At 59.7% G+C, this 12226-nt stretch carries 13 protein-coding genes; 9 read left to right on the forward strand and 4 right to left on the reverse strand.

Translation table 11 applies throughout. The features are described from left to right. The first annotated feature begins 137 nt into the window (after positions 1 to 137). The 8 genes from RID42_09785 (at position 138) to RID42_09820 (ending at position 8626) form a co-directional block, all read left to right on the forward strand. A complete protein-coding gene (locus tag RID42_09785) occupies positions 138 to 1157 on the forward strand; it encodes a PstS family phosphate ABC transporter substrate-binding protein (protein MEQ8247961.1) in 1020 nt (339 codons plus the stop codon). Between the two features lie 70 nt (positions 1158 to 1227). Next, a complete protein-coding gene (gene pstC / locus RID42_09790; protein ID MEQ8247962.1) occupies positions 1228 to 2613 on the forward strand; it encodes a phosphate ABC transporter permease subunit PstC in 1386 nt (461 codons plus the stop codon). Further along, the gene (gene pstA, locus RID42_09795; GenBank protein ID MEQ8247963.1) at positions 2606 to 3904 is read left to right on the forward strand and encodes a phosphate ABC transporter permease PstA; all 1299 of its coding nucleotides are present in this window, start codon (positions 2606 to 2608) and stop codon (positions 3902 to 3904) included. Before pstC ends, pstA begins: the two co-directional genes overlap by 8 nt. Positions 3905 to 3930: 26 nt before the next feature. After that, entirely contained in the window at positions 3931 to 4737 is an 807-nt protein-coding gene (pstB, locus tag RID42_09800) for a phosphate ABC transporter ATP-binding protein PstB (GenBank protein MEQ8247964.1), read from the forward strand. A gap of 17 nt (positions 4738 to 4754) precedes the next feature. After that, complete coding sequence (gene phoU / locus RID42_09805; GenBank protein MEQ8247965.1) at positions 4755 to 5468, forward strand: phosphate signaling complex protein PhoU; 714 nt, start codon at positions 4755 to 4757, stop codon at positions 5466 to 5468. Positions 5469 to 5494: 26 nt separating this feature from the next. Beyond that, positions 5495 to 6184, forward strand: a complete 690-nt coding sequence (gene phoB / locus RID42_09810) for a phosphate regulon transcriptional regulator PhoB (GenBank protein MEQ8247966.1) — start codon at positions 5495 to 5497, stop codon at positions 6182 to 6184. Positions 6185 to 6241: 57 nt separating this feature from the next. Beyond that, entirely contained in the window at positions 6242 to 7027 is a 786-nt protein-coding gene (locus RID42_09815; GenBank protein ID MEQ8247967.1) for an alpha/beta hydrolase, read from the forward strand. 138 nt (positions 7028 to 7165) lie between these two features. Continuing rightward, the gene (locus RID42_09820; protein ID MEQ8247968.1) at positions 7166 to 8626 is read left to right on the forward strand and encodes a sigma-54 dependent transcriptional regulator; all 1461 of its coding nucleotides are present in this window, start codon (positions 7166 to 7168) and stop codon (positions 8624 to 8626) included. A gap of 8 nt (positions 8627 to 8634) precedes the next feature. On the opposite strand, the gene RID42_09825 is transcribed toward RID42_09820, so the two are convergent. Beyond that, on the reverse strand, positions 8635 to 8928 hold the full coding sequence (locus tag RID42_09825; protein ID MEQ8247969.1) for an Hpt domain-containing protein: 294 nt from the start codon (positions 8926 to 8928) through the stop codon (positions 8635 to 8637). 31 nt (positions 8929 to 8959) lie between these two features. Further along, the gene (locus RID42_09830; protein MEQ8247970.1) at positions 8960 to 9355 is read right to left on the reverse strand and encodes a response regulator; all 396 of its coding nucleotides are present in this window, start codon (positions 9353 to 9355) and stop codon (positions 8960 to 8962) included. 261 nt (positions 9356 to 9616) lie between these two features. On the opposite strand from RID42_09830, the gene RID42_09835 reads away from it, so the two are divergent. Further along, positions 9617 to 10960, forward strand: coding sequence for a pentapeptide repeat-containing protein (locus RID42_09835; GenBank protein MEQ8247971.1), 1344 nt, complete (start codon positions 9617 to 9619; stop codon positions 10958 to 10960). Between the two features lie 33 nt (positions 10961 to 10993). Here the strand turns inward: RID42_09835 and RID42_09840 are convergent, their stop codons facing one another. Both RID42_09840 and RID42_09845 read right to left on the reverse strand, forming a co-directional pair. Further along, complete coding sequence (locus tag RID42_09840; protein ID MEQ8247972.1) at positions 10994 to 11785, reverse strand: alpha/beta fold hydrolase; 792 nt, start codon at positions 11783 to 11785, stop codon at positions 10994 to 10996. 6 nt (positions 11786 to 11791) lie between these two features. Beyond that, entirely contained in the window at positions 11792 to 12223 is a 432-nt protein-coding gene (locus RID42_09845; GenBank protein MEQ8247973.1) for a CBS domain-containing protein, read from the reverse strand. Positions 12224 to 12226 lie beyond the last annotated feature (3 nt).

The following is a 12226-nucleotide window of genomic DNA, read 5'->3' on the forward strand; positions in this document are numbered from 1 at the left end:
GCGGTTTCCTGGGGTTGTCTTTGTCATAAAACCGCAACCTTCGTGTCATAGAACCGTCCCAGCGCGGCACTAGGTTCCGCCGTGCCGCGCATAAAGGATGGCCGCGGCTTGGACACACAAACTGAAGGTTTCATCTCATGATCGGAAGATCTCTCGTTATCGCCCTGGCGGCCGGCCTTGTCGCCACAGGGGCAGCGGAAGCCCGCGACCAAATCCGGATCGTTGGCTCCTCCACCGTTTTCCCATTCTCGACAGCGGTCGCCGAGCAGTTCGGCAAGACCACAACTTTCAAGACGCCGGTCGTTGAAAGCACCGGTACCGGCGGCGGGATGAAATTGTTCTGCGCTGGCATTGGCGAAGGCCACCCGGACATCACCAACGCGTCGCGCCGGATCAAGTCCTCTGAGGCCAAGGATTGCGCCGGTAAGGGTATCGATATCACCGAGGTCAAAGTCGGATTTGATGGGATCGTTTTGGCCAACGCGAAGAGCGGCCCGAGCGTCACGATCAGCCGTCAGTCGATCTTCCTCGCGCTCGCGAAGGATATTTGGAAAGACGGCAAGCTCGTTCCAAACCCCTACACGACTTGGAACCAGATCGATCCGTCGCTCCCGAGCATTAAGATTGAAGTGCTTGGTCCGCCCCCGACGTCGGGTACCCGCGATGCATTCGTCGAACTCGTCATGGAGCATGGTGCCGAAGAAGCGATGGGCGATCTGAAGAAAATGGACGCGAAATTGTTTAAGACGGCTTCCCAGACGATCCGCGAAGACGGCGCCTATATCGATGCCGGCGAGAACGATAACCTGATCGTGCAGAAGCTTGTCGCGAACCCCAATGCTATGGGCGTCTTCGGTTTCAGCTTCCTCGACCAAAACGGTGACAAGCTCAAAGGCGCCGTGGTTGAAGGAAATCGGCCGACCTTCGAGAACATCGCGTCGGGCAAGTACCCGGTCTCGCGTTCGCTGTTCTTCTACGTCAAGAAGCAGCACGTCGGCGTCATCCCCGGTGTTGAAGAGTTCGTGAAGGAATTCACGAGCGAAAAAGCCTGGGGTCCAGATGGCTATCTCGTCGACAAAGGCTTGATCCCGCTGCCGGAAGCCGAACGCAAGACTGTTGCCGCCCAGGCCCAGTCGATGGCACCGCTGAGCATGTAAACCTTCAGGTGGTGACCGGTATTGACCCGGTCACCACTCTTTTTTGTCCTAGTACGGTTCGGTCCCCGCCATGAGCGCTTCGCTGCTCGCCATAATTCTCCTCGGTTTGTCGGCCCTCGCGTACTATGTGGGCCGCAGCAAAGCTCTGAGAGGCGCGAGCGCTGGGACCGCCGTCCGTCTCCATTCCCTTCCGGTCTATTACGGCACCTACGTTGCGCTCTGGGTCGGCCTCCCGGCCCTAGCTGTGGCGGTTCTTTGGCTTTTCCTGGAACCCCAAGTTATTCAGGCGCTGTTGACCGCGCGCCTACCGGAAGAAGCGCGCAACCTCGATCCCGCGCGGCTTTCCTTGCTGATTGGCGATATCAAGAATCACGCCATGGGCGGGGTCACGAGCACCGAGCTGACACCAGCGCTTCAGACGGTCGCGGACTACTTCTCGTCGTTACGCACAATAGGCGTCTACGGCATGACGACTCTATCGGTCGCCGCGGGTTTGGCCGGCCTTGCAGTTGCTTGGCGTCACATCAATCCGGCGTTTCGCGCGCGCCATCACGTTGAGCGCGCTATCCGGATTGCGCTGATCGCAGCATCGACAATCGCCATTCTCACCACCGTTGGGATCGTTCTTTCCCTACTTTTCGAGTCGATCAGGTTCTTTTCCTTGGTGTCGCCTTTCGAGTTCCTGTTCGGGATTCAATGGAGCCCGCAAACGGCTCTGCGCGCCGATCAGGTCGGACAGTCCGGCGCCTTTGGCGCGGTGCCGATTTTTGCCGGCACATTGCTTATCACCTTGATCGCAATGCTTGTCGCAGTCCCGATCGGCTTGTTTTCGGCGATCTACATGGCGGAATACGCAACGCCCCGGTTTCGCGCGTTAATCAAACCGATTCTCGAAGTGCTCGCGGGGATACCGACAGTGGTCTACGGCTTCTTCGCCGCCCTAACCGTCGCACCGGCGATCCGCGGTTTTGGCGAGGGACTCGGTCTCGATGTTGCGTCTGAAAGCGCGCTTGCCGCGGGGTTGGTCATGGGGGTGATGATCATCCCGTTCATTTCCTCGCTGTCAGACGATGTGATCAATGCCGTTCCTCAAAGCCTGCGCGACGGATCGTTCGCCATGGGGGCGACGAAGTCCGAAACGGTAGTCAAAGTCGTACTGCCTGCGGCTCTTCCGGGGATTGTTGGGAGCGTGCTGCTAGCCGTCAGTCGTGCAATCGGCGAAACCATGATCGTCGTGATGGCCGCCGGTCTGGCTGCCAACCTTACCGCCAATCCGTTCGAAGCCGTCACGACAGTCACGGTGCAGATCGTCACCCTGTTGACCGGCGATCAAGAATTTGACAGCGCCAAGACCCTCGCGGCCTTTGCGCTCGGCCTCGTGCTCTTTGTCATGACCTTGGGCCTCAACGTCATTGCCCTTCGGGTCGTCCGGAAATACAGGGAAAAGTATGACTGATGTTCTAGCCGGGAGATCCCTTGCGGACTCGGTCGCCCGCGCCCGACTTTCCAAACGGCACCGGGCCGAACGGCGGTTCAAGTACTATGGACTAGTTGCGATCTTTGCCGCCCTCGCAATCCTATCGGTCTTGCTCATTACTATCGTTGGAACCGGCTATACGGCCTTTCAGCAGACCTATATCCAGGTGGACGTCGATTTTCGTGCCGATGTCATCGATCCCCAGGGGACGGGTCTTGAATCGGACCTACGCTCGGCCAACTATGCCGTGCTCTTGCGTGACGGATTGCTAAAACATTTTCCCGATGTTGAGGGTCGTACGGATCGCCGCGAACTAACCCGTTTAGTCAGTTCGGGCGCGGACATTCGCCTACTGAATATGGTGCTCGGGGATCCATCGTTGATTGGCACCCAGCAGCAAATTTGGGTTAAGGCCTCTGCTGACCTCGATAGTTTCATCAAGGGACAGATTCCCCGCGACGTCCCCGAGGATCAACGAAAGGTAAGCGACCAGCAGGTCGGCTGGATCGACGCGCTCGCAGAGAAGGGGCTCGTCGAAAAGCGGTTCAATATCGATTTCTTCACCAGCGCCGACAGCCGCGAACCCGAACAAGCCGGCATTCTAGGTGCGGTGGTGGGGTCGTTGCTCACGTTGATCGTAACGCTGGTGCTTTCGTTTCCGGTCGCCGTGATGGCCGCGATCTATCTCGAGGAATTTGCGCCGAAGAACCGCTTGACCGATTTCATCGAGATCAACATCAACAACTTAGCCGCCGTGCCCTCGATCGTCTTTGGACTCCTCGGCTTAGCCGTATTTCTGGGTCTCTTCGGTCTACCGCGGTCGGCGCCGCTGGTCGGCGGAATGGTGCTTGCGCTCATGACCATGCCAACGATCATCATCGCGGCGCGGGCGGCGTTGAAGGCGGTGCCGCCATCGATCCGTGAAGCGGCGCTTGGGATGGGTGCTTCGCCGATTCAAACCGCCACCCACCACGTGCTGCCCTTGGCGATGCCGGGTATTCTGACGGGGACGATCATCGGTATGGCGCAGGCCCTTGGCGAGACCGCCCCTTTGCTGATGATCGGTATGGTAGCATTCATCGTCGATGTGCCCGGGTCGTTCACCGACGCGGCAACAGTACTCCCGGTACAGGTTTACCTGTGGGCGGACGCTCCCGAGCGCGGCTTTGTCGAGCGCACGTCGGCGGCAATTATGGTGCTATTAGCGTTCCTGATTGCGATGAATATTTTAGCGGTCTTCCTACGCAAGCGCTTTGAGCGCAGGTGGTAGAAATGGCATTTCAAGAGGCGGAAAACATGACTGCAATCGCGGGCGACGAGGCTCAGGTCGAACCCAAATCTGTCAGGCCGACCAAAATCCGCGCCGCTGAGGTGTCGGTCCATTACGGCGATAAGCGCGCCATCAACGATATATCAATCGACATTGACGCCAATCGGGTAACTGCGTTCATCGGGCCTTCAGGGTGCGGCAAGTCGACGTTTCTTCGCTGCCTCAACCGAATGAACGACACGATCGATGTGTGCCGCGTCACTGGGTTGATCCGCTTGGATGACATGGATATCTACGATCCCGACGTCGATGTTGTGCAACTCCGCGCGCGCGTCGGGATGGTTTTTCAGAAACCCAACCCGTTTCCTAAATCGATTTATGACAACGTCGCTTACGGCCCGCGCATCCACGGCCTCGTCTCAGGCCGGGCGGACTCCGACCAGGTCGTAGAGGCCAGCCTGAAACGTGCCGGCCTGTGGGAGGAAGTCAAAGATCGGTTGCAGGATCCTGGCACCAGCCTGTCGGGCGGCCAACAGCAGCGCCTATGCATCGCCCGTGCCATTGCCGTGCAACCCGAAGTGATCTTGATGGATGAGCCGTGCTCAGCGTTGGATCCGATCGCGACGGCGCGGATTGAGGAACTGATCGATGAACTTCGGGTCAATTACACAATCATCATTGTGACCCATTCGATGCAGCAGGCCGCCCGAGTCTCCCAGCGCACCGCGTTCTTTCACCTAGGCGACCTCATCGAATACGGCGACACCGAGCAAATATTCACAAATCCCGCCGAACAAAAGACCCAAGGGTATATCACCGGTCGGTTCGGTTAAGGGCGGAGGGCGGCGTCATGGGCGACGAACACATCGTCAAGTCTTTCGGTGAAGAACTTGAACGGATTGATCAGATCATTGTTGAAATGGGTGGACTTGCCGAAACGCAATTGGCGTCCGCTATCCGGGCATTGGTGAAGCGCGATGCTGAATTGGCCGCCGAGGTCATGGATGGCGATGCGCGGATCGATGAACTCGAGCGTGAAGTGAACGAGCGCATCGTTCGTCTCTTGGCGTTGCGCCAACCCATGGCCAACGATCTGCGCGTCGCTATTGCGGCACTCAAGATCTCGAACGAGTTGGAGCGCATTGGAGACTACGCGAAAAACGTGGCCAAACGGACCGTCGTGTTGGTTCAATCGCCGGCGCTGGCGGCAACCCTGACGATTTCTCGCATGGCGACATTGGTCCAGGGCATGATCAAGGCCGTCCTAGACGCCTATGTCGCGCGCGACGCGCAAGCCGCCGCGGATGTTCGCCTCGCCGATCAGGAAGTCGACCAGCTTCATACCAGTATGTTTCGCGAGCTCCTGACCTACATGATGGAGGACGCCCGCAACATTACGCCGTGCACGCATCTGCTGTTTATTGCGAAGAACATCGAGCGGATCGGCGACCATACGACCAACATCGCCGAGAACGTGCACTTTTTGGTCCGGGGCGAAGACCCTGAGGATGTGCGGCCCAAGCGGGATAGATCCAGTACGACAATCGTTAGGCCGGGAAACTAACCCCTTAACCGGAATGGCCCCTCGCTATGAAATCGCACATCCTGATCGTTGAAGACGAACCGCCGCTCATTGAGGTGGTGCGCTACAATCTGGAAAAAGAGGGCTACCAAGTCAGTGTCGCGGAAGACGGCAAACGGGCGCTGGACAGAGTACGCGAGTCGATTCCCGATCTGGTCATTCTGGACTGGATGCTTCCCGGGCTGTCCGGCATCGAAGTCTGCCGGCAGTTGCGCGAGGACCCCGACTCCAAGGACGTCCCGGTGATCATGCTGACCGCGCGCGGTGAGGAGTCCGACCGTTTGAAAGGCCTTGCCAGCGGCGCGGACGACTACGTCGTCAAACCGTTTTCGCCGGCCGAACTGCTCGCTCGAGTCCGCGCGGTGCTGCGCCGCTCCACATCGAGCGCGCCCGATGAAACGCTGATCTACCGCGACTTGACCATGGATATGGCGGCCCACAAAGTCGTGCGCGGCGGTCGAGCGTTGCATCTTGGTCCGACAGAATTTCGTTTACTCAGGGTTCTTCTTAAGCGGCCGGGCCGGGTCTTTTCCCGCGAACAACTGCTCGATCTGGCGTGGGGCCGGGATATCTACCTCGAAGCGCGTACCATCGACGTCCATATTCGGCGCCTACGCAAGCAACTGAACGGACCGGGTGAGGCCGACCTGATCCGCACGGTTCGCGGTGCGGGCTACTCCCTCGACTCCGGTGAGTGACCGCTAGGATTTGCTCTACCCCTTTGCCATAGTGGCGAAAACGGGGAGGACAGGCAGATGCATCGGGGCTACGTCGATACGCCGGACGGACAAATCCACTACCGGATGGCCGGGGAATCCGGCCCGACGGTTATTTGTCTCCACGAATCGCCGGTATCGTCTTGGGAGTTCGAGAAGGCCTTACCGCTCCTTGGTGAGCGCTGCCGCGCAATCGCGCTGGATACGCCGGGATACGGGTTGTCGGATCCCCCGCCAGGGCCGGTGGACATGGCCGAATACGCCCGGCGCCTGTTACCGGCGATCGAGCATTTCTCGGCGGGCGGCGATTTGGTCTTCGCGACCGTTCACACCGGCACCTCGATCGCTCTGGAACTGATCACCCAGCATTTGGCGGACCGAACGACACACGCCATCTTTTCCGGCGTGCCGATGTTTACCGAAGAACAGCGTGCTGGATTCAGCACCCGTATTACCGAGCCGAACATCGACGGCGACGGAGATTTTCTCAAGGCGATTTGGGCGACGCGGCGCAAGAACTGGGGCGAAGACACCGACTTGGAAACGATCCACGCCGCGATCGCCCAGCATCTGACGATCTATCCGCGCTACCATTGGGCGTTTAAGGCGGTGTTCTCCTACGACGCGCAATCCGCGCTCAAGCAGATTCGTTGTCCGCTCTATGTGATCAATGCCGAAGGCGATAGCCTAGCCCAGATTGATAAGGACGCGGCGGCGCAGGTGCCTGGCGCGCGTTTCAAGCTGGTACCGGGGGTCGGCGGTCAACTGCCCTACCGGGCGCCGGAGATTTACGCTCGCGAGGTCGTCGATTTCATTGGCGCCTGACAGCAGCGCCGCAGCGTCCGGTTACTACTATAGATAGTAAAAGTGGCGCCCCGCGCCCGCCAATGATCGGTTGGGACTCAATCGATCTGTTCGTCTACACTCCCTTCAGGGATCGTAATCGAACAAAATCGTTCCGAAATGGCACAAAAGATACTCATCGTCGAAGATGACCCGGCGCAGCTTCGGTATCTGGAAACCATTGTCTCCAACCTAGGCTACGCAACGCTCACCGCGCCGGACGGCGAAGTGGCCGTCGATCTTCTAATTCGCCAGGACCGGAGCGGCGTCGACCTCGTTCTGCTCGACCTAGTGTTACCGAAGCTGGATGGCTTTGGCGTGCTGCAACGGGTCGATCCCGTCCATCCCGATTTGCAAATCCTCGTTCTAACCATGAGCGGTGGGGTCGGGACGGTTGTCCAGGCGATGCGGCACGGTGCGACCGACTTCTTGGTCAAGCCGGTGAGCCCCGAGCGCCTCCAGATTTCAATCGAGAATGCGCTCAAGATCTCGACCTTGGCTGGCGAGTTGTCCCGGATCACGCGCAAGGTCAACGGCGAAATGACGTTCGACGATTTGGTCGCGGTGGCGCCGCCGATGCGCAATGTCGTCGATCTAGCGAAACGGGCGGCGGCTTCGAACATCGCCGTTCTGTTGGAGGGCGAGAGCGGTGTGGGCAAGGAAATGATCGCCCGTGCCGTGCAAGGAAGCAGCGAACGCGCGGGCAAACCCTTCGTCACGGTGAACTGTAGCGCTATTCCCGAGAATCTGGTCGAAAGCATCCTGTTCGGCCATGAACGCGGCTCGTTTACCGGGGCGCAGCAAAAACACATCGGGAAATTCCAGGAGGCGAACGGCGGCACGTTGTTTCTTGACGAAGTCGGCGAACTCACGCCCGATATTCAGGTCAAGCTTCTGCGCGCATTGCAGGACGGCGAGATCGACCCCGTCGGGAGCAAGCGACCGGTCAACGTCGATATCCGGTTGATATCGGCTACCAACCGCGACCTGTTGCAACTCGTCGAGACTGAGCGTTTCCGCGAAGACCTTTACTACCGCCTCAACATCTTCCCGATTCACGTGCCCCCCTTGCGCGAACGGCGTGAGGATATCCCGGCGCTGGTTCGCGCGTTCGTCCAACGCTTCGCGGCGTCGGAGGGGAAGTCGGTCGCCGGCGTCGAGGATTCGGTCATGGACCTTCTGGTTTCCTACCCTTGGCCGGGCAACGTGCGGCAACTAGAGAATGCCGTCTTCCGTGCCGTCGTTTTGGCCGATAGCGAGCAACTCAGACTAGACGATTTCGGCCAGATCGCGGGGCGGCTCGCGCAATCCGGGCATCAAGAGAGCGGGCGCGCTTTTTCGGGGACGAATTTCGGTCAGCCGCAGGGCGCGTTGGCCGGCGGTGCCGCGGCTCTCGCGATCACCGCGGTCGATCCGCAAGGCACCATGCGGTCGTTGCGCGACATTGAAGACGACGCCATTCGGATTGCGCTGGACCGCTACAATGGACAGATGTCGGAAGTAGCCCGGCGTCTCGGTATCGGCCGTTCGACGCTGTACCGTAAAATCCGTGACCTCGGGATCGACGCCGAGCGTTCCTGAACCGCTCTTCAGATTCTCCCGAACGCCGCCAGTACTTTCGCGTACAGGATTTCTGCCGCGGTTTGCTGATCGGGCGTCACTGAGGTCAGCGCCTGGAACTCGTGCAGCGTATCGTTAAGCGCCCGTGCAGCCTGTCCGATATCCGAGAAACCGAACGTTTCGGCGGCGCCGGCTAGGCTATGGGCGGCGCGATAGGCGGCATCGCGGCCCTCGGCATTCCAGTCGTTCTCGATAACTTCGTGCCAGGCCGCTTCTAGATGGCGTTGCCGATCGGGAAGGGTGGTGGCGAAATCCCGTCGCAACTCGGCGAGGACGTCGTCAAGGTTGCCGCGCCTACTGGTCAGTGTGTTTTTCCCAAATCTCGCGCACTGTTTTCGCCAGGGTCCGCGGGTCGAATGGTTTGGGAATGACGCTGGCCGCGCCCAGGGCGAGGTAACGTGCAACTTCGGCTGATTGCACCTTTGCGGTCATGAAGACGATCGGGACGGTCGCGGTCTCCGGCCGTTTACGCATTTCTTCCATGGTGGCGAGTCCGTCCATCTCAGGCATCATGACGTCGAGCAGGACGATATCCGGCTTGAAGTCGGCAACAATCGACAGGGCTTCGGCACCCGATTCGCAAATCTTGACGTCGAACTCGCCGGAGTATTCGAGGGCGAAGCGGGCGACTTCGCGAATGTCGGGCTCATCCTCGACATACAGAACCCTGTTCAGTGTCTTGTCAGCCATGTTGCGCCGGCTTTGACCTATGGTTTTCGGGGCACGTCACAATACCGGGCACCGCCGTCAATACAACACCGGTGGGGCCGCCAAAGTGCGTCAAAACTATACAAATCGTACCGCATGGCACGGTAATTGATACCAACGGAGTGAGGTAGGGAACCGGGCCGAATTTCCGTGTGGATTCGGGACAGGTGTCTATTTCTCGATCGATGGCTGTCCCAAGCTGAGACGGCATTCCGGGAATAGCGACGTGGCAGTGGAGGGTTCTTGCTGACATCGGCCGAATTCGTCGAAGTCCTAAAACGCCATGAGCGCTTCGCGCGTGGCGTCAAGGGCGGCACTCGGGCGGACCTTAAACACGTCAATCTGGCTGGCCTCAGGCTCATGAACCTAAACCTCCAAGGGGCAGTTCTGGCGGGCAGCGATTTCAGCCGCTGTACGCTAGTCGGTACCAACTTCAGTTATGCCGATCTATTTGGTGCGCGGTTTCAGAAAGCCGACGCTTCGGGCGCCAACTTCGAGCGCGCCGACCTGAGAGGCGCGAACTTCGAAGGTGCTAGCCTGCGCGACGCCAATTTTCACGAAGCCGACATGCGGCCCGGCGTGATGGTTGCCAGTGACCGCCAACTTCGTTCCCTTGAAGGCTCGGCGATGAATTCCGCCGTTAAGAAGTCCCGAGAGGCGAACGTCGACATGCATGGCGCAGACCTTGCGCACGCAAATTTCGAGCTAGCCCAGTTGCGTCACGCCAACCTCAGCGGCGCCAATCTGGAAGGTGCCAATCTGTCGCGCGCCCGGGTTCAAGGCGCCAATTTCCGGGGCGCGGTACTCGCCGGCGTCGATCTCACGGCGGTGGATTTGCAGGAGGCCCAGGTCAGTCCCGGTACGAGCGATTTGCCCCGCGATGTCCAGCTTACGCTCCGCGACCACTCGCTGTGGGTCGATTCGTTCGGTGCGGATGGGAAAAGAGCGGAGCTATCGGGAATGAACTTCGCCGGTGCCGATCTGAGCGGTATTTATCTTAGCGGCGCGGACCTTCGGAACTGCAATTTTTCAGGCGCGAAGCTGGCGCATGCTGTGCTGGTGCTAGCCGACATGCGGGGCGCGAACTTCTCGACCGCGGACCTACGTCACGCCGAACTGATGGGCGCAAACATGTCCGAGGCGAACCTTCGCGGTGCCAGACTAAACTCGGTCGTCGCCGACTCGGTCGATATAAAATCCGCGGATGGGCGTTCCACGGGTCACGCTCAGGCGGCAAACTTTACCAGCGCCAACTTGGAGCGGGCGACACTTACCGAGGGACGATTCACCAAAGGAAAGTTTAACCGCGCGGACATGCAACATATCGCGGCCGAACGGACCAATTTCAACGGCGCGGACCTCAGCCGCGCGAACCTCCGTGGCGCGAATATGCGCGGCGCAGATCTCTCGGAATCGATCTTGGATCATGCCCGATTGTCCGCGGCGAAACTCGATTTTGCGAAACTCCGCTTCGCCCGGATGGAAGACACCAAGCTCGACGAGGCCGAGATGACAGGCGCGGACGTCACCGGAACAGTGCTCGAGTCGCTGCGCAAAGACCTTAAGAAGAGCAATCTCTCGAATTGATACGGGGTCCCGCCCGGAGCGGAACTCTCGGGATTACCGATCCAAGAAATCCCGTGCGAGAGCTGCCGCGCCGGGGGTGTCGACCTCGAGAAACCAGTGACCCCAGTCCAACCTTTCGAGATAGCGCCCATTGCGGATCAATGCCTGCGACCGCCTGGTCGGCACCTCGATGTCGTCCTTCGTACACAACACAAGCACCTCGTGCTCAAGGGCGGACAGGCGCGCAGCCATGTCGTGTTCGAAGACCGCTTGGTGTGCCCACCAGTGGCGTTCGAAGTCTTGCACCGAGTCCGCCGCGTAGCGCCCGATCATCTCATCGGTAACGCCGGGCCACCGCCACGCCGCCCAACCGGTCCACCGCGATGCGAGGTGAGCGCCGTCCGCAGCGACCGGTTTGGGCCGGGCGAATGTAGCTTTCTGTTTTGCACGCTCCTCTTCCGTGTAAACCGCGGCACCAAACAAGATAAGCCGTTGGACCTGTTGCGGTCGCAAGTGCGCGATCTCGACGGCGAGGCGCGACCCTGTATGGGCGCCGAAAAAGTCGATCTCATCCAAGGCGAGTTCGTCGAGAACCTCCGCTAGGGTCTCGGCGTAGGAACCGAGATCGGTCGGGGCGGGCGGCGCATCGGAGCCGCCATATCCCGGTGTGTCGACGGCGATGGCAAGACGGTCTTTGCCCATCTCCGCCAGGAAAGGCCGATACATGCGGCCGCTGCCGGGACTGAGGTGAAAGCAAATCAACGGTCTTTGGGTGGCCGGTCCGTCGGGTTCAGCGACATGGAGATGCAGTTGCCCCCAACGGCCGCGTACGTACTGACGACGCATGTGCGCCTAGGCCTGGGTCACGTACTGACGAAGCGCGTCGGCCTCGGATTCGATTTCGGCAAGCCGATGCTTGACGACATCGCCGATACTGACGATGCCGGCCAGAACGCCCGCGTCAATAACCGGAAGATGGCGGATACGGCGCTCAGTCATCAACGCCATCAGCGAAGCAATGGTGTCGGTCGGGGCGCAGGTGACGACATCGGTGCTCATGTAAGCCGAAACCAATGCGGTTTCGACCTGTGCTCCTTTGTCGACGAGCGCTTGGACGATGTCTCGTTCGGACAGGATGCCGTTCACCGTCTTCGCGTCGTTCGAAATGACCAGGACGCCGATCCTCTTCTCTGCGAGGCGTCGAACGGCTTGGCCGATGGTGGTGTCTGCGCGCGTGGTGACGACGTCTGCGCCTTTGTTCGCAAGTATCGCCGAAACATACATCGT

Source organism: Alphaproteobacteria bacterium, from assembly GCA_040216735.1.
Lineage (GTDB): Bacteria > Pseudomonadota > Alphaproteobacteria > SHVP01 > SHVP01 > CALJDF01.